This window comes from Oceanobacillus sp. FSL H7-0719 (assembly GCF_045040795.1).
Lineage (GTDB): Bacteria > Bacillota > Bacilli > Bacillales > Amphibacillaceae > Oceanobacillus.
The window spans coordinates 2,762,846-2,786,384 of the sequence record NZ_CP150301.1 but is presented as its reverse complement, the minus strand read 5'-3'; the positions used below and the strand labels follow the sequence as shown (position 1 = coordinate 2,786,384).

General features: G+C 37.1%; 25 protein-coding genes and 1 riboswitch. Of the genes, 23 read left to right on the top strand and 2 right to left on the bottom strand.

The features are described 5' to 3' along the window. The first annotated feature begins 106 nt into the window (after positions 1-106). The 3 genes from NST93_RS14170 (at position 107) to NST93_RS14160 (ending at position 2,515) form a co-directional block, all read left to right on the top strand. Positions 107-880, top strand: a complete 774-nt coding sequence (locus tag NST93_RS14170) for a ParA family protein (RefSeq protein ID WP_405098123.1) — start codon at positions 107-109, stop codon at positions 878-880. After that, positions 861-1,697, top strand: coding sequence for a ParB/RepB/Spo0J family partition protein (locus tag NST93_RS14165; RefSeq protein ID WP_405098121.1), 837 nt, complete (start codon positions 861-863; stop codon positions 1,695-1,697). Before NST93_RS14170 ends, NST93_RS14165 begins: the two co-directional genes overlap by 20 nt. 113 nt (positions 1,698-1,810) lie before the next feature. Beyond that, positions 1,811-2,515 (top strand): DUF554 domain-containing protein, encoded by a 705-nt coding sequence (locus NST93_RS14160; RefSeq protein ID WP_405103898.1) that lies wholly within the window; start codon positions 1,811-1,813, stop codon positions 2,513-2,515. A gap of 53 nt (positions 2,516-2,568) precedes the next feature. On the opposite strand, the gene yyaC is transcribed toward NST93_RS14160, so the two are convergent. Beyond that, a complete protein-coding gene (gene yyaC, locus NST93_RS14155) occupies positions 2,569-3,183 on the bottom strand; it encodes a spore protease YyaC (protein WP_405098119.1) in 615 nt (204 codons plus the stop codon). A gap of 79 nt (positions 3,184-3,262) precedes the next feature. On the opposite strand from yyaC, the gene NST93_RS14150 reads away from it, so the two are divergent. The 10 genes from NST93_RS14150 to nrdF all read left to right on the top strand — a co-directional run bounded on the left by NST93_RS14150 (position 3,263) and on the right by nrdF (position 11,595). Beyond that, the gene (locus NST93_RS14150; RefSeq protein ID WP_405098117.1) at positions 3,263-4,270 is read left to right on the top strand and encodes a hypothetical protein; all 1,008 of its coding nucleotides are present in this window, start codon (positions 3,263-3,265) and stop codon (positions 4,268-4,270) included. Between the two features lie 142 nt (positions 4,271-4,412). Then, positions 4,413-4,616, top strand: coding sequence for a DUF951 domain-containing protein (locus NST93_RS14145; RefSeq protein ID WP_405098115.1), 204 nt, complete (start codon positions 4,413-4,415; stop codon positions 4,614-4,616). A gap of 450 nt (positions 4,617-5,066) precedes the next feature. Then, complete coding sequence (gene ychF, locus NST93_RS14140) at positions 5,067-6,167, top strand: redox-regulated ATPase YchF (RefSeq protein ID WP_405098113.1); 1,101 nt, start codon at positions 5,067-5,069, stop codon at positions 6,165-6,167. A 200-nt stretch (positions 6,168-6,367) separates the two neighbouring features. Continuing rightward, a complete protein-coding gene (gene rpsF / locus NST93_RS14135) occupies positions 6,368-6,655 on the top strand; it encodes a 30S ribosomal protein S6 (protein ID WP_405098111.1) in 288 nt (95 codons plus the stop codon). Positions 6,656-6,670: 15 nt separating this feature from the next. Then, positions 6,671-7,171, top strand: a complete 501-nt coding sequence (gene ssb, locus NST93_RS14130) for a single-stranded DNA-binding protein (protein WP_405098109.1) — start codon at positions 6,671-6,673, stop codon at positions 7,169-7,171. A 113-nt stretch (positions 7,172-7,284) separates the two neighbouring features. Then, positions 7,285-7,521 carry a 30S ribosomal protein S18 gene (rpsR, locus tag NST93_RS14125; protein ID WP_405098107.1) on the top strand — a complete coding sequence of 79 codons (237 nt, stop codon included), beginning with the start codon at positions 7,285-7,287 and terminating at the stop codon, positions 7,519-7,521. Between the two features lie 141 nt (positions 7,522-7,662). Continuing rightward, a riboswitch (cobalamin riboswitch) is annotated at positions 7,663-7,845 on the top strand. 123 nt (positions 7,846-7,968) lie between these two features. Then, the gene (locus NST93_RS14120) at positions 7,969-8,193 is read left to right on the top strand and encodes a glutaredoxin family protein (RefSeq protein WP_405098105.1); all 225 of its coding nucleotides are present in this window, start codon (positions 7,969-7,971) and stop codon (positions 8,191-8,193) included. Then, positions 8,190-8,549, top strand: coding sequence for a class Ib ribonucleoside-diphosphate reductase assembly flavoprotein NrdI (nrdI, locus tag NST93_RS14115; RefSeq protein ID WP_405098103.1), 360 nt, complete (start codon positions 8,190-8,192; stop codon positions 8,547-8,549). Before NST93_RS14120 ends, nrdI begins: the two co-directional genes overlap by 4 nt. Next, a complete protein-coding gene (nrdE, locus tag NST93_RS14110; protein ID WP_405098101.1) occupies positions 8,546-10,639 on the top strand; it encodes a class 1b ribonucleoside-diphosphate reductase subunit alpha in 2,094 nt (697 codons plus the stop codon). Before nrdI ends, nrdE begins: the two co-directional genes overlap by 4 nt. After that, on the top strand, positions 10,627-11,595 hold the full coding sequence (gene nrdF, locus NST93_RS14105) for a class 1b ribonucleoside-diphosphate reductase subunit beta (RefSeq protein ID WP_405098099.1): 969 nt from the start codon (positions 10,627-10,629) through the stop codon (positions 11,593-11,595). The genes nrdE and nrdF overlap by 13 nt, the downstream gene beginning before the upstream one ends. 54 nt (positions 11,596-11,649) lie before the next feature. Here the strand turns inward: nrdF and NST93_RS14100 are convergent, their stop codons facing one another. Further along, a complete protein-coding gene (locus NST93_RS14100) occupies positions 11,650-12,144 on the bottom strand; it encodes a hypothetical protein (RefSeq protein ID WP_405098097.1) in 495 nt (164 codons plus the stop codon). A 324-nt stretch (positions 12,145-12,468) separates the two neighbouring features. On the opposite strand from NST93_RS14100, the gene NST93_RS14095 reads away from it, so the two are divergent. The 10 genes from NST93_RS14095 to NST93_RS14050 all read left to right on the top strand — a co-directional run bounded on the left by NST93_RS14095 (position 12,469) and on the right by NST93_RS14050 (position 23,537). Then, positions 12,469-13,416, top strand: a complete 948-nt coding sequence (locus tag NST93_RS14095) for a YybS family protein (RefSeq protein ID WP_405098095.1) — start codon at positions 12,469-12,471, stop codon at positions 13,414-13,416. A 40-nt stretch (positions 13,417-13,456) separates the two neighbouring features. After that, a complete protein-coding gene (locus NST93_RS14090; RefSeq protein ID WP_405098093.1) occupies positions 13,457-15,433 on the top strand; it encodes a DHH family phosphoesterase in 1,977 nt (658 codons plus the stop codon). After that, on the top strand, positions 15,430-15,879 hold the full coding sequence (rplI, locus tag NST93_RS14085; protein ID WP_405098091.1) for a 50S ribosomal protein L9: 450 nt from the start codon (positions 15,430-15,432) through the stop codon (positions 15,877-15,879). The genes NST93_RS14090 and rplI overlap by 4 nt, the downstream gene beginning before the upstream one ends. Before the next feature lie 199 nt (positions 15,880-16,078). Further along, a complete protein-coding gene (dnaB, locus tag NST93_RS14080) occupies positions 16,079-17,455 on the top strand; it encodes a replicative DNA helicase (RefSeq protein ID WP_405098089.1) in 1,377 nt (458 codons plus the stop codon). 838 nt (positions 17,456-18,293) lie between these two features. Further along, positions 18,294-18,665, top strand: coding sequence for a hypothetical protein (locus tag NST93_RS14075; RefSeq protein ID WP_405098087.1), 372 nt, complete (start codon positions 18,294-18,296; stop codon positions 18,663-18,665). Beyond that, complete coding sequence (locus NST93_RS14070) at positions 18,652-19,179, top strand: RNA polymerase sigma factor (protein ID WP_405098085.1); 528 nt, start codon at positions 18,652-18,654, stop codon at positions 19,177-19,179. The genes NST93_RS14075 and NST93_RS14070 overlap by 14 nt, the downstream gene beginning before the upstream one ends. Beyond that, positions 19,176-19,406 (top strand): hypothetical protein, encoded by a 231-nt coding sequence (locus NST93_RS14065; protein WP_405098083.1) that lies wholly within the window; start codon positions 19,176-19,178, stop codon positions 19,404-19,406. Before NST93_RS14070 ends, NST93_RS14065 begins: the two co-directional genes overlap by 4 nt. A 236-nt stretch (positions 19,407-19,642) precedes the next feature. Continuing rightward, positions 19,643-20,344: a response regulator YycF gene (gene yycF, locus NST93_RS14060; protein WP_405098081.1), complete on the top strand. Its 702-nt coding sequence runs from the start codon at positions 19,643-19,645 to the stop codon at positions 20,342-20,344. A 5-nt stretch (positions 20,345-20,349) separates the two neighbouring features. Next, the gene (gene walK, locus NST93_RS14055) at positions 20,350-22,191 is read left to right on the top strand and encodes a cell wall metabolism sensor histidine kinase WalK (RefSeq protein WP_405098079.1); all 1,842 of its coding nucleotides are present in this window, start codon (positions 20,350-20,352) and stop codon (positions 22,189-22,191) included. Then, positions 22,188-23,537, top strand: a complete 1,350-nt coding sequence (locus NST93_RS14050; RefSeq protein WP_405098077.1) for a YycH family regulatory protein — start codon at positions 22,188-22,190, stop codon at positions 23,535-23,537. The genes walK and NST93_RS14050 overlap by 4 nt, the downstream gene beginning before the upstream one ends. Positions 23,538-23,539 lie beyond the last annotated feature (2 nt).

Sequence of the window (23,539 nt, the reverse complement as noted above, 5' to 3'; positions counted from 1 at the left end):
AAAACCTAGTATAAATGAATCAAATATGTGTATATTGCTAAATTAATAGTCTATATATGTTATTTAATGATAAAATATAAAGTATATTTCTTAGGTAGGTGTCAACATGGGTAAAATATTGTCCATCGCAAACCAAAAGGGTGGCGTCGGAAAAACAACAACTTCAGTAAACTTAAGTGCAGGCCTTGCATCCATGGGAAATAAGGTTTTATTAATTGATACAGATCCACAAGGTAATGCAACGAGTGGGGTAGGCATAAACAAAGCAGATGTCTCGAACTGTATTTATAATGTCCTGGTTGAGGATGTCCCTGCAGAAGATGTCGTTGTCTCAACAGAAGTAGTCAACTTAGATATAATACCTGCAACAATTCAGTTAGCTGGTGCGGAGATAGAACTTGTACAAATTATGTCACGAGAATTGAGGCTCTCTAAAGCATTAGAAAAACTAGGGGAAACGTACGATTATATTATTATAGATTGCCCACCATCTTTAGGTCTTCTTACGTTAAACGCTCTAACCGCCTCCGATTCCGTTATTATTCCAGTACAATGCGAATATTACGCTTTAGAAGGATTAAGTCAGCTGTTAAATACAATAAGACTTGTACAAAAGCATCTAAACAAGCAACTGATGATTGAAGGTGTATTGCTGACAATGCTTGATGCGAGAACAAATCTTGGACTTGAAGTCGTAGAAGAAGTGAAAAAGTATTTCCAAGAGAAGGTTTACAAATCAATTATTCCACGAAATATCAGACTAAGCGAAGCTCCAAGTCATGGACAGCCAATTATTGTTTATGATCCAAGGTCGAAAGGTGCAGAAGTCTATCTTGAATTAGCAAAGGAAGTGATGAGCAGTGGCCAAAGGGTTGGGTAAAGGAATCAATGCTTTCTTTCCAGAATTAGAGGAACATGATGAAAGCTCAATTGAACAAATTGCTATCACCGAATGCAGGCCAAATCCATATCAGCCAAGGAAGACATTTCATGCTGATGCGATTGAAGAGTTAAAAGAAAGCATTCTTGAATATGGGATTATCCAGCCATTAATTGTTCGAAAAAGCATTAAAGGTTATGAAATTGTAGTGGGGGAGAGACGTTTCCGCGCTGCAAAAGAGGCTGGCCTAGAAACTGTTCCAGCTGTTGTTAAAGAACTAACAGATGAAAAGATGATGGAGCTTGCCTTATTAGAAAACCTTCAACGAGAAGATTTAACACCGATTGAAGAAGCGCATGCTTATGCCAATTTAATGAGTGAACTCAAAATTACACAAGAGGAGCTGGCAAACCGTCTAGGTAAAAGCCGCTCACATATCGCGAATATCGTTCGATTATTGTCACTTCCTGACCAAATTATTGCCTATATTAACAATGGCGAGTTAACAATGGGACACGGTCGAGCGATAATAGGTTTAAAAGAGAAGGCGAAACTGCTTCCTTTAGCAAATCGAATTCGCAAAGACAAACTTAATGTGAGACAAGTAGAGAAGCTTGTGATTGAATTAAATGAGAAAAAGCAAGTAAAACAAAAGAAACCTAAAAAAGATGTTTTCCTTCAGGAAAGAGAAGCTGTTTTGCGAGATCGTTTAGGCACTGCGGTAAATATTAAACGAGGAAAGCAAAAAGGGAAAATAGAAATAGAATTCTATACGAATGATGATTTAGAACGTATTATAGAGTTCTTAGAGAAATAAGTAGAGGGACTAACAGTTATCTATTGTTAGTCCTTTTTACGTAGATGAGAGTATAAGTGTTTCACGTGAAACATTATGCTATAGATACTAGAAAAGAAGGAGTTTATGAAGCAGTGGTCTTGCTGGGAACGGTTATAAATGGATTATTAATTATACTAGGTTGTGTAATAGGAATGTTTTTTACACGCATACCAGAAAAATATAAAGAAACAGTCATGCATGGTATTGGCCTTGCAGTTATATTAATAGGATTGCAGATGGCCTTTTCAACAGAAAATATTATAATCGTTCTAGTTTCACTATTATTTGGTTCGATTATTGGTGAGTTTCTTCGGATAGAGGAAGGTTTAAATCGAATTGGAATGTGGTTAGGCAGTAAATTTACTACAAAAGGTGATGCAACGAGTGTATCTCAAGGGTTTATCACAGGTACGATGATATTTTGCATTGGAGCAATGGCAATCATCGGTGCACTGGACAGTGGAATCAGAGGTGACCACGAAGTGTTAATTACAAAAGGGATTATCGATGGTTTTACAGCTCTTGTTTTAACAACAACATTAGGTTTTGGTGTCGCTCTATCCATTATTCCATTAGTGCTTTATCAAGGGTTAATTACATTGTTTGCAACTCAAATAGAAAAATGGGTTCCTGAAGCGCTGCTTAATGGCTTAATTTTAGAAATTACTTCAGTAGGTGGTTTACTTATAGTCGCAATCGGTCTTAACTTATTGAAAATAAAACAAATTCGTATTGCTAATTTAATGCCTGCAATTGTGCTTGTTGTTATTATCTATTTTATTTATCAATTGTTCTAGAAAAACATCCAAATTCATCACTCAAGAGAGGGGGGAGTTTGGATGTTGTTTTTTTACCCCATCTGTTTATACGGTCTTCTCAATACAGCAGGATAATTAATGCTTGTACTTAAGCGCTGATCAATAGAGTCTAATACAGCTGAAATAATCTCAGCCATATCCATAACAACTGATAATCTAGTATTCTGCAGGATAGAATGCTCCATAAATCCACTCATATTCACAACACCAGTAATATGCACATCACCAATTTCAGGTAATGACTTCTTGAGGGCTGCACCAGGTAAAACTGGGCCAACACCTGTAATTAAATTACCAACAGATGAATTTTTCCCTAAACAGGCATCAATAGCAATTATAAAAGGATTCTTATGATTATGTGCTATTTCCTTCATATAATCTGTTAAATTAGTTGCATGTACGGGCTGATGGAGCGTGCCATATAGTTTCATATGTTTTGGTTTTTTTGCAGAAAATAAAGAACCTGTTAAGGGACCAAGCGAGTCGCCAGTTGAACGATCCGTTCCAATACAGACAACAACATATTCTCGAGGCATCCGTGGAAACCAGGAAATAATTTGTTCAGTTAGCTTATTTACTACATTTTCTTCATTATAAAGGATTCGATAGTTAGACATATTCATTGAAATAGATTTGTTATGATTCATAGCTTTTCCTCCAGAAACATATTGGTATAGTATATGGCAATTTTTAAAAAACTATACATTGATTAATGGAGGAATGAAGATGATTCGTGCAGCATTAAAATGGGTGTTTCTAATTACAGGAACAACTATTGGAGCAGGATATGCTTCTGGAAGAGAAATATGGCAGTTCTTTGGGAGCGGCAGTGAACTAGCAATAATACTATTTACGATACTATTTATTCTTTCAGTAAACATGATCCTAAAAATTAGCTATGAGGCACGGACATCAGATTACCTCCCATTATTACGTAAAATTGTAGGAAATAAATTCGCAAAGATTTATGATTATTTAATTTTAATTTATTTATTCTGTGTCACACTTGTAATGGTAGCTGGGAGCGGTGCATCATTCCAAGGCTATGGTTTCCCTTTCTGGTGGGGGACAGGCATCATTTGTCTTGGTTTAGTGCTCATCTTTCGTAAAGGAATTAATGAACTGCTCGTGATTAATGAAATCTTAATGCCATTACTTATCATCAGTTTGTTTGTTGTTCTTATTGTCTTTATGCGTGATGAACAAATATCCCTTGTAACAGATTGGAGAAGGCAGGGGAATTGGATGTCTGCATTACCTTTTACAGCTTTAAATGTATTGCCTTTAATCGCAGTGTTAGGGGCCATAGGCGGGAAAATTAAAACAAAAGGTGAAATATATATCGCATCAATCAGCAGTGGTCTGATGCTCGGGATATTATCTTTTATTTATAATAAAAGTTTAGTGCACCTATCATCACAAACCATGATAGATGAAATTCCATTATTTGCGATTATCAATAATTATGATGATAAAATTATGCTGCTGATGACAATAATGCTTTGGCTGGCCATTTTCACAACAGCTGCAGCAACATTACTAGGGATGGTCACACGAATAAAAAATAATTTTAACGTATCAATCGGAAAAATTGTAAGCATTATATTGCTTTGCATCCTGCCATTTACAGGAATAGGCTTTGCCCAGCTTGTTGCAGTGATATATCCACTATATGGGATATTAAATTTATATGTACTGGTAAAATTAATTTTCTATCCAATATGGAATAAATAAAACCTATCATATTATATGATTGAAAAATCAGATAAATTGAAGGTTTGCTTACTAAATTGTTACATTGCAAAAGTACTGAAAAAGCAAGTATAATAAAGGGTAATTAGAATATCCGTGCATAATGGAAATAGGAGGGCGTTTTATGGTCGATAAAGACTTTGCGATAAATGATATTGTTGAGATGAAAAAACCGCATCCCTGTGGAGAAAACAGCTGGAAGATTATCCGTATGGGAATGGATATCCGTATTAAATGTATGGGCTGTGAACACAGTGTCATGATTCCACGCAGAGAATTCACAAAAAAATTAAAGCGAATAACACAAAAAGCAGATAGTTCAACTTAAATTACTTTTCTGCTTAATCTGTGCATTATTTTCGATAAAATCTCTTGAATCATGTAATCAAGGAATGTAATTTCGCCTTTTGTGGGTAGCGGTTGACAGTGAAAGTTTATTTTAATGAAGGTAAACAGCATTATACTTTAGAAATTGAATTGATATTTGCAGTCTAATAAGTCTCCAAAGAAAATGCTGTAAAAGAATTGCTTGTCTGTGATAGTTGCATTATATAAAATAAATTCAAAAAAACTTAAATTTGAAAAATGGACAGACAGAATAGTATGATATGATGAGGAAGTAAGTTTAAAGTGAAAAGGCTGAGACTAAACGCTAAAAATAGGTACGTATTGTTGCCTATTTTTGTTTTTTACATTTTTGTCTTTTACCTTGCTTATAATATAATTGGAATAACGAACGCGTTCAGATGAATGTAATCCTTAAGGAGTGAAAGTTTTCATGAGCCTAACAGCAGGAATCGTCGGACTTCCCAATGTAGGAAAGTCTACATTGTTTAATGCAATTACTCAGGCAGGTGTCGAAGCAGCAAACTATCCATTTGCTACAATCGACCCCAATGTTGGTGTTGTAGAAGTGCCAGACGAGCGCTTAAATAAATTAACTGAATTAGTAAAACCCAAGAAAACAGTACCGACTGCTTTTGAATTTACAGATATTGCAGGTATTGTAAAAGGAGCAAGTAAAGGAGAAGGGCTGGGTAATCAATTCCTGTCCCATATTCGCCAAGTTGATGCAATCTGTCAGGTTGTACGCTGCTTTATTGATGAAAATATTACACACGTATCTGGTAAGGTAGATCCAATTGATGATATTGAAATCATTAATTTAGAGCTGATTCTTGCAGATTTGGAAACTGTAGAGAAACGTTTTCAGCGTGTAGAAAAGCTTGCAAGACAAAAGGACAAGGATTCTCTTGCAGAATACGAAGTTCTTTCCAAATTAAAAGATGCGCTGGAAAATGATAAGCCGGCACGAGCAGTAGAATTTAATGAAGAGCAAGATAAAATTGTTAAAGGGCTGCATCTGCTTACAAATAAGTCAATGCTGTATGTAGCCAATGTGAGTGAAGATGAAGTGGCAGATCCTGATTCAAATGAAAACGTACAGAAGGTCAGGGAATATGCAGCTGATGAAAATGCAGAAGTAATCGTTGTCTGTGCAAAAATTGAAGAGGAAATTGCCGAACTTGAGCCAGATGAAAAGGAAATGTTCCTTGAAGATCTGGGAATAACAGAATCAGGTTTAGATAAGCTAATTAAGGCATCGTACACCTTATTAGGCTTAGCAACTTATTTCACTGCTGGTGAGCAAGAAGTTCGCGCCTGGACTTTCCGCAAAGGTATTAAAGCACCACAAGCAGCTGGTATTATTCATACTGACTTTGAACGTGGCTTTATCCGGGCGGAAACCGTATCCTATGAAGACTTGCTTGATGCTGGAACAATGGCAGCAGCAAGAGAAAGAGGGAAGGTTCGGTTAGAAGGAAAGGAATATATTGTACAGGACGGCGATGTTATTCATTTCCGCTTTAATGTATAAGGAAAATCAAAAACGAAGCAGAGCCTGTTCAATTTAACCACTTATTTAAATAACGTAAAAAAGGTCTCTCGAATCCTTGTTAAATAATAAAAAGTTTGATATAATATCTTATCGTGAGTAATTAAAATAATTGCTCCTTGCTTCTAGTATAGAAAGGTCTATAAACTAGAGGCCGCTAAGACCAAAAGGAGGTGTTCCGGATGAAAAAATACGAAATTATGTATATCATCCGCCCAGACATGGAAGAGGAAGCGCAAAAGAGCTTAATTGAGCGTTTCAACAATATTCTTACTGATAATGGCGCGGAGATTGCAAAAGTTGATGAAAAAGGCAAGAAGCGTCTTGCTTACGAAATCAATGACTATCGTGATGGATACTATGTTGTCATTAACTTCACTAGCGGTGAAGAAGCTGTAAATGAATTCAACCGTCTAGCTAAGTTCTCTGATGATATTATTCGTTACATGGCTATTCGAGATGAACAATAATAAGGAGTGGTTCTGATGTTAAATCGTGTCGTATTAGTTGGCAGGTTAACGAGGGATCCTGATTTACGTTATACACCGAATGGAGTAGCGGTAGCTAACTTCAATATCGCAGTTAATCGTCCTTTTTCAAATCAGCAAGGTGAACGTGAGGCTGATTTTATCAATGGTGTCGTATGGCGCCGTCAAGCTGAAAACCTGGCTAATTATATGAAAAAAGGTAATTTAATTGGTGTTGATGGTCGTATACAAACACGTAATTATGAAGGTCAGGATGGCAAGACCGTTTATGTAACAGAAGTTGTTGCTGACAGTATTCAATTCCTGGAAACAAAAGGTGCTTCAGGTGGACAAGGAGCAGGACCATCAGGATACCAGCAAAATCAAAATCAGAACCAGTATCAAAACCAAAATCAATTCCAGCCAAATCAGAATCAGAACCAGAACCAATCAAATGATGATCCATTTAGAAATAATGGAGAGCCAATTGATATTTCAGATGATGATTTGCCGTTCTAATTATGATTTACTGTATCTGCAGGAAGCAAATTAGAATAATAAGTAAATAACTTAACTGTTCATATGAGATGAACATCAATAATATTTATTTTTAATTAAAGGAGGTAATCGTTATGGCAGCAGCTCGTCGCGGACGTGGTGGGAGACGCCGTAAAGTTTGTTATTTCACAGCTAACGGCATCACACATATCGACTATAAAGATGTTGATCTTCTAAGACGTTTCATTTCTGAACGCGGAAAAATTCTTCCTCGTCGTGTAACTGGAACATCTGCAAAATATCAACGTAAATTAACTATCGCTATTAAACGTGCTCGTCAAATGGCATTATTACCATTTGTCGCTGAGTAATAGTAAGATAGAAAAGACATCCATTCTCAGAATGGATGTCTTTTTTAATTAACCTACATAACCCGTTCTATTAAATTGAAGCTTTTATCATTTACTTTTATATAAAAGGGTGATAGACTGATTTATACTAACAACAATATATAGTATTCGTTTTGTCAAGGTACTACCGTATCATGTAGTTTAATAGGGAAGTTCGGTATAATTCCGACGCTGTCCCCGCAACTGTAAAGCTGACGAAGATTAAATCCACTGTGTGTCATGCATGGGAAGGTTAATCGGAGGATGATGCTAGCCAGGAGACCTGCCTAGATAAAACAAAGCATCATTTCTTCGGGGATCTAAGAAATGGGACGTAGCCTTTCTATGCTTTTTTACGTTGCCATTTTTAGCTATCTCTTTTGAAGAGGTAGCTTTTTTATTTGTATAAAAAGAAAGAGGGAGATAAATATGAAACTTTATACGAAAACAGTATGTCCGAAATGTCTATGGGTAAAATCCGAGCTGCAGCAAAATGGAATTGAGGCAGAGATTATTAATATTGATCACAATGAGGAAGCAAAACAGAAAATAGTAGATGGAGGCTTTCTGAGTGTCCCAGTATTAGAAATGAATGGAGAATTCATAGGAGATGTGAAAGAAATTATTTCACGAATCGAGCTGGTTACACAATGATTGTTTTTGCAAGCCGAACAGGGAATGTACGCTACATTGTTTCAAAATTACAAGCTGAGCTAGTTGAAGTGGCTGATGATTTAACATTGGACAAGCCTTATTTGCTGATTACGTATACAGATGGGTTTGGGTCTATTCCAGCTAAGGTTTCTGCGTTTTTGGATAGAAATGCAGCACTTTGCAAGGGTGTTGTTGTAAGTGGGAACACGAACTTCGGAAATACAGCATATGGAGCTGCTGGCGATAAAATAGCAGAAGCCTACAACGTTCCGCTCATACGAAAAATCGATGTACGCGGAAATTCAACAGACTATGAAGCGATTCAAAATTATTATGAAAAGAGTGTGATTATGTGAATACATATCTAAAGTTAAATAATGATGTCCTTAATCGCTACAGTGCGACTGGGCAATTAGAACTTGATAAGGACCGTGAAGCAACACGGAGGTATTTTATTGAATATGTCAATGTACGTCTGCGCCAATTTAGTACGATTGAAGAGAAGGTCCATTATCTGGTTGATGAAGGATATTATGAAAAAGAGTTCCTGGAACAATATGATATGGATTTTATTAAAAAAATATATACAAAAGCAGCATCTTACCATTTCCGCTTTCCTTCTTTTATGAGCGCAAGTAAATTCTATGACAGCTATGCAATGAAAAGCCGTGATGGTGAGGAAATTCTTGAAAAATATGAAGATCGTATTGCGATTATCGCACTCTATTTAGCGCAAGGAAATCGCACACTTGCTGAGAATGCAGTAGAAGCGATGATGGAAGCATATCAGCCAGCGACACCTACAGCCCTGAACAGTGGAAAAAAGGCACGTGGTGAGCTTGTCAGCTGCTTTAAATTGACAATGGATGACTCGATGAATAGTATCGCAGAAAATATAGGCTATTGCCTGGAATTATCTCGTCTTGGCGGCGGCGTTGGTGTAAACCTGACTGATTTGCGTCCGTTAAGTGACCCAATCAAAGGAATATTAAACCGTGCAAGTGGTGTTATTCCTGTAGCTAAGCTACTGGAAAACTCATTTAGCTATTCCAATCAGCTTGGCCAAAGAAATGGTTCTGGTGTCGTTTATTTAAATATCTTCCATCCTGATATAGAGAATTTTATCTCATCTAAAAAGCCTAATGCAGATGATAAGATTCGTCTGGCTACATTATCAACTGGTGTTATTATACCAAGCATTTTCTTTGAGTTAATGAAAAAAGATGAAGACATTGTTTTATTTAGCCCGTATGATATTTTTCGCGAGTACGGCAAACGCATGTCAGAGATTTCTATCACAGAAATGTATGATGAACTTCTAGATAATCCAAACATTCGCGAAATAAAGCGAATCAATGCAAGAAGACTTTACACGGAAGTGAAAAAGGCGCAATTTGAATCTGGTTATCCTTTTGAAATATTTGATGATAATGTAAATGATGTCCATCCATTGAAAGGGATAGGGCGTGTGAAAATGTCTAATCTTTGTACGGAAATCCTTCAAGTACAGGAAACAAGCATAATCACAGATCAAAATCAGGAAAATGAATATGGTCTGGATGTTTCATGTAATTTAGGTTCAATAGATATTCATGCTGCAAGTAAAACAGATGATTTTGAGCGATTGATTGATACATCCATGCGATTATTAACGAACGTTTCGCAGATGACAGACATCGTGAATGTGCCTCCTGTAGCAAAAGCGAATAGAATGATGCATTCAGTTGGACTCGGAGCAATGAACCTTCATGGACATCTTGTAACAGAAGAGATTATGTACGGTTCAAAGGATTCAATTGATTTTATTGATGGCTTTATGGAAGCAATGAACTACTACTCACTGAAAGCATCCATGGAAATTGCGAAAGAAACAGGGGAAACATTCTATCGTTTTGAAGACAGTGATTATGCTTCAGGTGTCTATTTTGATAGCTACTTAAGTGAAAAAGAAAGAGAATTATCGCCAGCAGCAATTAAAGCATTAGGAAACATTCCGGTTATTACTCAAAAGATGTGGCGTACACTAAAAGAAGATGTGATGAAATATGGTATCTTCCATTCTTATCGTCTAGCAATTGCCCCAACAGGGAGCATTTCTTATATTCGCAGCTGTACGGCATCAATTGCACCTAGTACAGAACGTGTTGAGGTCCGTGACTACGCAGATAGCCGTACGATTTATCCAATGCCGCATTTAACGAATGATAATATGCATTTATATGTCGAAGCATACGAAGTAAACCCTTATGATTTAATAGATGTCTATGCTGCTGCTCAACAACATGTGGACCAGGGAATTTCGATGACACTTTATGTAACGGATAATTGGACAACAGAGCAATTAGCTAAAATTTATATTTATGCGTGGACAAAAGGAATTAAATCTGTTTACTATGTCCGTCAACGTCTACAAACGATAGAGGAGTGTGTAGCATGTCAAATCTAACCTATGAAGCAGTTAATTGGAATAAACCGACTAGTGAGCTTGCACAAGTATTTTGGGACCAGCAATGGAAGCAGATTTGGTTTCCGGAAGAGATTGCGGTAAGTAAAGATGTAAAAGATTGGCAGGGTTTTGAACATCAAGAGACCTATAAAAAGGTTTTTGGCGGATTAACACTGCTTGATACGATGCAAACGAATATCGGAATGAATCATATTGCAGATCATGCGACAGATCTGCAGGAAAAAGCTGTTTATACTGTATTTGGTGCATTTGAGGCAATCCATGCAAAATCTTATTCTTATATATTCACAACACTTTGTACGAACGCAGAAATTGATGAAGTTTTTGAATGGGTAAAGAATAATGAGTTTCTTCAATATAAAGCAAATAAAATAGGTGAAATTTATAATGCTGTTGAAGCAGATAATCCCGAAAGTCTCTGGAAAGGACTCTATGCTTCTGTCATGCTTGAATCATTTTTATTCTATTCTGGTTTCTTCTATCCATTGTATTTGGGAGGACAAGGATTCCTGCGCAATAGTGCAGAGGTCATCTCCTTAATTTTGCGTGACGAATCGATTCATGGCGTAGCAGTTGGCTTCTTTGCGCAAAATATATTCAAAGATTTTTCGATTGAAAAACAAGAAGAGCTAAAAGTATGGGGTTATGAGCTATTGCTGGATTTATATCAAAATGAAGTGAGTTATACAGAAGATGTCTATAAAGGAACAGGATTAGCAGAAGATGTGAAGACTTATGTTCGTTTTAATGCAAATAAGGCATTAATGAATGTTGGCTTTGATACGATGTTTCCGGAAGAAGAAGTGAATCCAATTGTAATGAATGGAATCCGCAACGAAGGTTCCACATATGATTTCTTCTCTCAAAAGGGAGCAACATACGCAAAAGCAAAAGTAGCACCAATCACAGACGAAACATTCCAATTCCACCGTTAATTCTAAAAAACCTCTAAAGCTTTCCAAAACAGGAAACTTTAGAGGTTTTAAATTTTATTGTTTTTTACGGATGCGTCGTTTTGGGAATTTCAAAATCATTAAAATAAGCAATACGACAGAATAAATAAGAGCCAAGAATAAATAACGATCACCAATGGGATAAATAAATGCTAAGATGGTATAAATTAAAAACGGAATTGTCGTTGTAAATGCTAGCAGCTTCCAAATAATTTGAAAACGCAATTTTCTTTTTAGCAGCTTTGAGATTCCAATACCAAGATAGGAGAGTATTGAAATGAAGACAAACACACCAATGGTTAATGGCAGATAATAAAACATAAAAAAGTAAATTATCTTTAATATAAATGGCAATTTATCTGTTAATCCTTCTGTTACACCAAGTTGTTGGAGCAGGGCAGGCATTGAAACGATAAAAAGCAATATAAATAAATAAATCACAACAATATCCATGCCAATACGATTTAATTTAAACATTGCTTTCTTGTCAGGTAATTTTAAACTATTTACAAAAGCCTCAGCGAAAATCATTTTCTTCATCCTTATTCATTAATCATTCCATCTATATTATAGATGAAGTAACTTTAAAAAGCTTATTTAGAGAATACATTTAGAGCATTTTTCGACAACAATACCGAAAAAATTCATATATTTTTAAAAAACGCTCTATCAAAGCATATAAAATATTACCCGGGAAATATTTTCCGGAAAACATTCGACAAAATATTATTCTTAACGAGAAATTAAAAGTATGTGATTTCTACAGCGTTATGGGAGAAATGAGATGCTGATTCATGTTATTATAATAGAATAACAAAACTTATTTAATGAAATGAAAAAATTGAGGTGCAATGAATGAATCAATCTAGAAGGTTAACAGAAGGAGCAATCTTTTCAGTAATATATATAGCACTTCTGTTAACGACTTTCGTACCAATCCTACAGATCTTTGCAATGTTTTTACTGCCGATCCCCTTTGTTTTGTTTGCCTCAAGACATGGAGGAAAACCTGGTTTATTGGTTTTAGCAGTAACATCACTGTTAACAATTATATTTTTCACGATATATTCTCTGCCACTTACGATATTGGCGGGAGCTGGCGGATTATTAATTGGTCATGCAATTTATAAAAAACGTACAGCTTATGAGACACTGGCTCATGGTACTTTAGGATTTATTGCGGGGCTTTTATTAACAGTTGCTTTCTCACAGCTATTACTTAGTGTGAATTTCATCAGTGAATTTGAAACAATAGCAACAGAGCAAATGGAAACCTATATTTCCATCATAGATAGTGTTGATATAACAGAAGTTAATCCTGACGTCGATCTCGAGGAAATGCTAGCTGCACAAATTAAATTAATGACAAGTCTTATGCCAGCATTTTTAGCACTTTCAGCAGTTGTTATGGCATTTTTAGTGCAATGGGTAAGCTACAAGTTTCTGAATCGCATGGATAAAAAGGAATATCGCTTTCCTCCATTCCGGCAATTAAAATTGCCAGCGTCCATCATTTGGTTATATCTATTAGTCATTATTGCATCCTTTTTCAACCTTGATCCGGCAAGTACCTTATTTACAGGTGTGCAAAATGCACTGTTCATATTAGAAATGCTATTGGTTATCCAAGGATTTGCATTTATATTCTTTTTTGCTCATTATAAGAAGATGTCAAAAGCCATACCGATACTTAGTATTGTTCTAACAATACTATTCCCAATGATTCTTCTTTATTTCGTACGAATCTTAGGTATAATTGACATAGGATTAAATTTAAGAGCACGCTTAAATAAGAAGAAATAAGTATAATCAGTCTATGATAGCAAAATTGGAGTGAGCAACTATGCCTGATATGCAGAAGAAGCCAATAATAAGCAGTCATTTATGGATAATATACATATTGTCTGCGATTTTGCTTGCCATTCTTTGTTTTTATGAATGGAAAATTGGATTGATCTTCGGTATCTTACTAGCAGCATCGATAATTTATAGTATGCAAACGGAAAAGAAGCGGCTAGAAAAGGTAGAAAAAGATATATTGATGATTACCTCACGCGTAAAGAGTGTGAGTAAAGAGGCGTTAACGGAGCTTCCATTTGGTATTATCCTTTACGATGAAAACTATAAAATCGAATGGGCAAATCCATATATGAGAAACTTCGATACAGATGATGAGCAACTTATTGGCAAGACGCTGGAGTCTTTATCAGAAGAACTTGTAACACATATTAAAGAGAATAAACCAGAGGTACAAGTCGAGCTGGAAGATTATAAATTCCAGACTATTATTAAAAAGGAAGAGCGTTTACTTTACTTCATTGATCATACTGCCCAGGCAGAACTGCAGACATTATATGAAAATGATCAAACGGTCCTGTTAGTTATTTTCCTTGATAATTACGAAGACATTACTTTGCCTATGGATGATACTGCAAAGAGTCAGCTGAACTCTGAGGTAACTTCGATTATTAATAATTGGGCAAATCGAAACGGACTTTATGTAAAAAGAACCTCTCAAGAACGCTTTTTAGCAATCGGAACAAGAGAAATTCTCCGGACACTTGAAAAATATAAATTTGATATACTTGATGAAGTTCGGGAAATCAGCGGTGATCAAAGTACAAATGTTACTTTAAGTATTGGGGTAGGACATGGAAATGTACCACTTCCAAAGCTGGGTGAACTGGCACAATCGAGTCTTGACCTGGCCCTTGGCCGTGGTGGTGACCAGGTTGCAATTCGTGATGAATCAGGGAAAGTTCGTTTCTACGGAGGAAAAACAAATCCAATGGAAAAACGCACCCGTGTCCGAGCACGCGTTATCTCTCATGCAATGATTGACCTTGTAAAAGCAAGTGATAAGGTTATTATAATGGGTCATAAGTCTCCAGATATGGACTCATTGGGAGCAGCAATTGGCATTATGAACATCGCTAAAACGAATGGTGTAGAAGGATATATTGTTTTTGATCCGGACGATGTAGATACAGGCGTTTATCGTCTGGTAGATGCAATCAAGGCGGATGAAGAACTATGGGAAAGATTTATTGAACCAAGTGAAGCGGAAGATATAATTACAAATCAAAGCCTGGTTGTTGTCGTAGATACACACAAACCATCCATGGTTGCCAATCCAGATCTGCTGACGAAAACGGATAATAAGGTTGTTATCGATCATCATAGACGTGGAGAAGATTTTATTGATAATCCAACCCTCGTATATATGGAGCCATATGCTTCATCAACTGCAGAATTAGTTACGGAATTATTGGAATATCAGCCAAAATCAACAAAACTGCGTATGCTTGAAGCAACTGCATTATTATCTGGTATTATTGTAGATACGAAAAGTTTCACGTTGCGAACAGGATCGAGAACTTTCGATGCAGCTTCCTATTTGCGCTCAAAAGGGGCAGATACTGTTCTCGTCCAGCAATTTCTGAAGGAAGACCTTGATTTATATGTGAAACGGAGTAAACTGATTGAACGCACAGAAATTTACCGTGATTCAATTGCTATTATTGCAGCAGAACCAGGGGTAAGCTATGGAGCTGTTTTAATTGCACAAACAGCAGATACGCTCCTCGCAATGACAGGAGTTAATGCCTCCTTTGTTATTTCCGAACGAGATGATGGACGTGTTGGCGTGAGCGCAAGATCGCTTGGGGAAGTGAACGTTCAAATCATTATGGAACAGATGAACGGAGGCGGACATTTAACAAATGCTGCTACCCAAATAGAAGATACAACAGTGGAGGATGTTCAACTGCTGTTAAAAGATATTATAGATCAGTATTATGAAGGGAGAGATTCTGAATGAAGGTAATTTTTCAGAAGGATGTTAAAGGTAAAGGCAAAAAAGGTGAAGTAAAGAACGTTTCGGAAGGCTATGCTAGAAACTATCTATTAAAAAATAACCTTGCAATAGAAGCTACTTCAGGCAGTTTAAAAGCACTGGAAGCACAAAAACGCAAAACAGAGATGCTTGAGCAAGAAGAAAAAGAAGAAGCAATTCAGTTGAAGGACAAGCTAGCAGATTTAACAGTAGAAATGACAGCAAAATCAGGTGATGGCGGTCGTCTATTCGGTTCTATTACGAGTAAGCAAATTGCCGACACATTAGAAAAAGCACATGGTTACAAAGTAGATAAGCGAAAGATTGAACTGGACGAACCGATTCGTGCTTTAGGTTATACAACTGTACCAGTAAAACTTCATCCAGAAGTATCTGGTTCGATTAAGGTACATGTATCAGAGAAAAAATAAATTAAAAGCGCAAGTGCCCGTTTAGCGATGTCCGGAGTTGAAGGAAGTTTTCCAGTCGTTGGGTACAGCAGCTAGTAAACAAACAGAGGGGCTCACTTCACTATGAAAGTGAGTCTTTCTTCACTAATAAAAGTTGTTTAAAGAACGTGATATAATATTTAAACACATATCAATTTACCTCTAAGAAGGGTGAGTCATAATGAGTGCAGCGTGGAATGATCGAATACCACCACATAATATAGAAGCAGAGCAATCCGTTATTGGGGCGATTTTTCTTGAGCCAGAGGCATTCTCTACCGCATCTGAATTGTTGATGCCAGAGGATTTTTATCGTGCCAGTCATCAGCGGATTTTTACTGCGATGTTGAAACTCTCCGATCGCGGGGAGCCAATCGACGTTGTTACGGTAACAACATATTTAAATAATCTGAAGCAGCTGGAAGAGGTTGGCGGTGTAGCCTATCTCACACAGGTTGCTGAAAGTGTGCCGACAGCGGCAAATATGGAATACTACTGCAAAATTGTTGAAGAAAAAGGTCTGCTTCGCCGTCTGATCCGAGCAGCAACAGATATTGTAACCTCCGGATTTGAGAAGGAAGATGACGTAGATGATGTTTTAAATGAAGCAGAGAAGACGATACTCGAGGTTTCCAGTCGTAATAATAGCGGAAGCTTTAAAAATATAAAAGATGTTTTAATTGATGTATATGACAAAATTGAGCAGCTCCATGAAAATCAGGGAGATGTTACAGGTGTTCCAACAGGTTATCAGGAGCTTGATAAAATGACGAGCGGCTTCCAGCCAAATGATTTAATAATCATTGCAGCCCGTCCATCTGTAGGTAAGACAGCCTTTGCTCTAAACGTCGCACAAAATGTGGCTGTAAAGACAGACGAGAATGTTGCAATATTTAGTTTGGAGATGGGTGCGGATCAGCTTGTTCAACGTATGATCTGTGCAGAAGGAAACATCGACTCCCATCGCTTAAGAAGTGGACTCCTGCAGGCGGATGATTGGGGCAAGCTTACAATGGCAATGGGCTCTCTATCCAATGCTGGAATTTTTATTGATGATACCCCGGGAATTCGTGTCAGTGAAATCCGTTCGAAATGTCGCAGGCTAAAACAAGAACATGGTCTTGGTATGATTATGATTGACTACCTCCAGTTGATTCAAGGAAGTGCGGGCTCTGGAGAAAACAGGCAGCAGGAAGTATCAGAGATTTCCCGTTCTTTAAAAGGACTTGCGAGAGAATTAGAAGTGCCATTAATTGCATTATCACAGCTGTCCCGTGGTGTAGAATCACGTCAGGATAAGCGCCCGATGATGTCTGACCTTCGTGAATCAGGAAGTATTGAGCAGGATGCTGATATTGTTGGTTTCCTGTATCGTGATGATTATTATGATAAAGAATCAGAAAAACAGAATATCATTGAAATCATTATTTCGAAACAACGTAACGGTCCAACTGGATCTGTTGAGCTGGCATTTGTTAAAGAATACAATAAATTCGTTGACCTGGATTACCGCTATTCAGATAGTGATATACCACAGGCACCGCCAGTCCAGGCATAATAATAAAAACTGAAACAGCAAACAAATAACAATGCAATATTTTTGGTGAAGTGCTGATTAATTTAGTTCAGAATAACTTTCATCCTAAAGATACCGGACATTTGAAAAAACGTTATTAATAAGATTACGCTTAGACAATCTTTGATACGTTTTCTCTCTGCCCGAAGAAATCAGGATTGTTCTCTAACGGGTGATGAGAACTCTTCTCTAAGCTTGTGGGAGCAAGAAATTTGGAGAAACAGTCTTTTAGAAGATCTCTATAAGACAGTGGCAGCCAGATAAGCGATGAAATTGTCTATTAGAACGTGTCTATAAGACAGTGGCAGCTAGATAAGCGATGAAACTGTCTATTAGAACGTGTCTATAAGACAGTAATAGGCAGATAAGCGATTAAAGGTCTATTAGAACCTCTCTATAAGACAGTACCAGCCAGAAAAGCGTTGAAACTGTCTATTAGAACCTCTCTATAAGACAGTAATAGCCAGATAAGCGTTGAAACTGTCTATTAGAACCTCTCTATAAGACAGTAATAGCCAGATAAGCGATGAAACCGTCTATTAGAACTCTTCTATAAGACAGTATCAGCCAGAAAAGTGAAGAAGCAGTCCTTGAGAACGGCTTCTGTTCAGAAAAAACAGAGTTATTCTGAATGAAGACTGTCAGCTTTTCGTATCGATTGAGAAGCAAGCTTACCTGTTTCATATAGCCAATCAATATCCTAATACCAAGACGATTTTTTGTTTTCCTTACTTGAAAGTTAAGTAATAAAATTAAATTGAACCTTTTCTTCTGTTCAACTGTATAAGTTAGTGAGAGGAAGAAAAGGAGTCGGTGATATATGATATTAGGCTGGTTAATCAGTACCATTGTAGCTGCAATTCTTGGAACAATATTGGCTGCTTTCATTATGACAATGAACAAAAAGGTCGTTCGAGATAAAAGAGGGGAAATTGACTTCAGCAAGTCGGATATTTATTTCCATTGGACCAGATGGGATTATGTAATTATCTTTACAGCAGTTTATACATTTCTTTGTATAACAGGTCTCTTACTCTTTCTCCTTCGCGGGGATAACATTGATAGCCCTTGGATACAATTTTTTATTCATCAAACCTTTGTATTTTCATTAATCACTTCTATCTGGTTTATAACCAGAATTGCATTTGTGTTCAAGGGTATAAAAGAGCGGTGGTCTGATGAATTTAGATGATAAGACTGTATCTCAGAATATTGAACAGCAAGGAACCTGTCCAATCGAGGAATTGTTTGTGATGTATCAGAAGCCAATTTATCAATTTGTCTATCGGTATTGTCAAGATGAACAATTATGTTTGGACCTTGTACAGGATACATTTATCCGATTTCAAAAATACCAAAATCGCTTTGATGGGAAAAAATCAACTATAAAAACATATTTATTCCGCATGGCGTACCAGCTCATGATTAATCGATTAAAGAGACGCAGCCGGCTGGTAAAAATAATGCCTTTTTTATATATACAATCACAGGAACAACACACCCTCACATATGAGGACAAACTTACGGTTCAATCAGCAATTCTGCAGCTTCCCGACGAACAGAGGGCTGTTATATTATTAACTTATTATCATGATATGACACAACGAGAGGTGGCAGATATCCTGGCTATTCCAACAGGTACGGTGAAATCAAGATTGCATGCTTCTTTAAAAAAACTAAAGGTTTTACTGGAGGTAAACGAATGAGCAAAAGCGAGTTTCCCGATGAACTTCGAAATAAATTGGATGAATTTCATGTGGATGTACCGAGGATTCCAACGAAGAGTAAATTGGAACGATTGGCAAATTGGATTTATGCTCCTGCAAAGAGTCCAATTGAGCTTCTGCCTATTAAAGGAAATTCGATTACAGGCCTTACAATTTTTCCATTAATATTTGTGCTTATATTGTTTACACCGATCTTCCTTATTTGAACGGATTAGTAAAACAACTCCAACTGTTTTAACCCTGAGGTTTGCTCATTGTTAGAACAGTTTTTTTATGTTTTTAAGAAAAGAGAAAAGTATGGTGCACCAGCCATTCCGCTTGAGTCGTGAATAGACTAATGATAAGTTAACACATAAGAACGAAAACCTTTGAAAGATACAGACAGAATACCAAAAGTAAGATAAAATAGAAGATAGCTATACATGAAAAGGATGTGGCAATTTTGAATCAAAAAATACTTGTAGTAGACGATGAACAGCCAATTGCTGATATAGTAAAATTCAACTTAGAAAAAGAAGGTTATCAGGTTATTCTTGCACATGACGGCGATGAGGCAATTCGCCTAGCGCTTGATGAAGATCCTGATTTAATTTTATTAGATATAATGCTTCCAAATAAAGACGGAAATGAAGTACTGAGGGAAGTTAGAAAGACAAAAACGATGCCAATCATTATGCTGACAGCAAAGGACTCAGAAATTGATAAGGTATTGGGTCTTGAATTAGGTGCTGATGACTATGTTACAAAGCCCTTCAGCAACCGCGAGCTAATTGCCCGCGTGAAGGCAAACTTAAGAAGACAGCAAATCCCTGAAGAGACAGAGAAACCATCTAAAGACATTGTCATTGGTAATCTGACAGTTTATCCTGATGCTTACACAGTTTCCCGTAATGGTGTTCAAATTGAACTGACACATCGGGAGTTTGAACTGCTTCATTACTTGGCCCGTCATATTGGACAAGTTATGACACGTGAGCATTTGCTTGAAACAGTGTGGGGCTATGATTACTTTGGTGACGTTCGTACAGTGGATGTTACAGTAAGAAGACTTCGTGAAAAAATTGAGGAGAATCCAAGTAACCCGGCATGGATTGTAACCCGCCGTGGTGTTGGTTATTATTTACGTAATCCTGAGCAGGAGTAGTTGTGATGCATAAAGTTGGTTTTTTTCGTTCGATACAATTAAAGTTCATTATCATTTATATTCTCTTATTGCTGCTTGCGGTTCAGCTGATTGGCACGTTCTTTACGAGTCAGCTGGAAGATAATCTAAAAGAAGGTTTTGAGGATACAATAAACAACCAGATGGAGCTCTTAAGCTATAATCTGGAGCTTGTTTTCAATAAGGATCGGAATGAAAATGAGGAAGGGCGAACAGAGGAAGAAGTAGTAAGGCAAGAAGTAAGTGATATTGTTGCAAAGCTAACAACAGATGATATTACAAATGTGATTGTTGTGGATAACCAAAGCATAATTATCGGCACAAACAGTAATTTAGAAGAAGTTGGACAGCGTATAACGAGAGAAATTATTCAACAGGTGCTATTCTTTGATACATCTCAGCAGAATACATTTATTAACCAAGAGACAGATGAAACAGTTTCTGTCCGTGTGGATCCAATTGTAAATAAAGAAGGTACGGTTGTTGGAGCAATCTATTTAGAATCTTCACTTCAACAAGGTGTATATAACCAATTAGACGAGATTAATAAAATCTTCTTCCAGGGGGCACTGCTGGCAATCACCATCTCTGCGATTATAGGAGTGCTTGTTGCACGGACGATAACAAAACCAATTAAAGAGATGCGCAGACAGGCACAAGTGATGGCGAAAGGGGACTTTACCCAGAAGGTTAACGTGTATGGGAAGGACGAGATTGGCCAGCTTTCAGAGGCATTTAATGACTTAAATAGCCGTTTGAAGCACTCTTATGCGACGATTGAAGAAGAACGCTGGAAGCTGAGCTCCGTATTGTCAAATATGTCTGACGGTGTAATTGCTACAGACAATGCTGGTTCCATCACATTAATGAACGAAGCAGCAGGAATTCTTGTTGGCAGAAATCCGGATGATATGATTGGTGATGATTTACTGGATATGCTTCAGCTTGAAGATAAGTTAATTGATATCTCGGAGCTGCAGGACAGTGGCTCGATGATTATTGATTTTAGCGATGATAATCAGGTTTTCCTTATCCGTGCGAGCTTCTCCACTGTAAAGGATGATGAAAATGAGATTACTGGATTTATCACCGTTTTAAATGATGTTACAGAGGAAGAGAAGATTGAACAGGAACGACGTGACTTTGTATCGAATGTATCGCATGAATTACGCACACCTTTAACAACGATGAAGAGCTATTTGGAAGCTTTAGCGGATGGAGCATGGGAAGACAGAGAAATTGCACCAAAGTTTCTTGAAGTAACGCAAAATGAAACAGAGCGTATGATTCGCATGGTGAATGATTTACTTCAGCTTTCGAAGATGGATGCAGATGAGTACCCGCTTCATAAGGAACGCACAGAGTTTGTTGAATTTTTCCACCATGTAATTGACCGTTTTGAAATGCATCTTCCGGAAACAATCACACTTAATCGAGAATTGCCGAACAAGCGTTATAGTGTCTGGATTGATAAAGATAAGATGACACAGGTGCTCGATAATATCATTTCAAATTCGGTTAAGTATTCTCCAGAAGGCGGAAATATTAATCTTCGTCTGGAAAGCAAGCAGCATTTTCTGCTTATCACGATTCAGGATGAAGGAATGGGCATCGCCTATGATAAACTGGAAAAAATCTTTGAACGTTTCTATCGAGCAGATAAAGCGCGGACAAGGAAATTCGGTGGTACAGGACTCGGTTTAGCAATTACAAAGGAACTCGTTGAAGCGCATCACGGCAGAATCTGGGCTAAGAGTAGAGAAGGCTATGGAACAACAATCTACTTTACGCTCCCGCTTATTAAGAAGAAGCGGAGGGATAACAAATGAGATTGGAAACAGTAAAGACATTTGTACTAATTGTTTTAATTGGAATCAGTATGCTTCTTTCTTATACGCTATGGAGCTATCAGCCGAACTCTAACCGCACGATTGGTGGAGGAATAGTAGATAAAGAAACGGATGTTGGTGGCCTTTCGGACAAGACAAAGCGGAGTATGGTTAAGCCAGGAGAAATAATTTTCCATAAACAAGACAGGTATTACGGTTTTATTAATGCAGTTGAGCGAGACCAATTGTATGAAGAGATGCAAAAATGGGTGATTACAGACTTTGAGGCACAAGCAAGTGACGAAGATCTTCAGAAACCAAATAATGGTGTCGAGCTCATTTTTCCCGATGAAATACCGATGGATATTATGAATAGTTTATTTAAATTCGGATTTGATGATTTCATTCTTCCAACCTGGTCAATAGACCGTATTTTTATCAGCTTTCTTACGGAGAGTAAATCACTGCAGTTAGATTTTATCTCGAGTGAAAATAATCAGACATCACATGCAGTTATTAATGACACGAAATCCTATGAAAAGCTGTGGTCGATGATGGCAAATATCAATGAGGAAAAATTACAGAGATATCTCGTAATCAACGAGGATACATCGCCAATTTATATTCCACAAGATCCTGTGAGTTTGCCAAACTATTCAATTACAGCAACAGATATAAATCCAGGACGGTTTGTAAATATTCTTTTTGCTAATCCAACTATTGTAAGAGAAACAAACTCGGAAAGTATTGGCGAGGCTTACTTTACGGACAGCAGACAGCTGAGTGTATATTCAGAACGCATGCGGATGGAGTATGTTAATCATGCGACGTCTAATGCAAATGAAGATGTTTTTATTACAGAAGTCGAATTATTGGATCGCACGATAAGAAATATTAATAGTCATAGTGGCTGGACAGGTGATTATCGTTTAGAAGATATCCATTCTCCGCTTCTTCGGGTCAGCTTCCAAATGTATTACAGAGGGTATCCGGTTTTTAGCAACTACAAATTATCTACCATTCAGCAGCGCTGGGGTGTATCTCAAACAGGCGATATGCAGCTGCTTAATTATGACCGCCCGCTTTTCTCATTTGATAGAGAAGTTCTATTAAGAGAAGTAGATGATTTATCATCAGGAGAAAATGTAATTGCTTATCTGGAGAATCATACAGATGTCGCATTAGAAAATATACAAGATATTAAAGTGGGCTATGAGCTAATCTATAAGCGTGATGATCAAGAAAGTGAATATATTGAATTGAATCCAATGTGGTATAAAAAAGAAAATGGCATATGGCAAAAAATTGTTTTTGATGAAGATACAAATCCAAAGGGAGTGGAATAAGG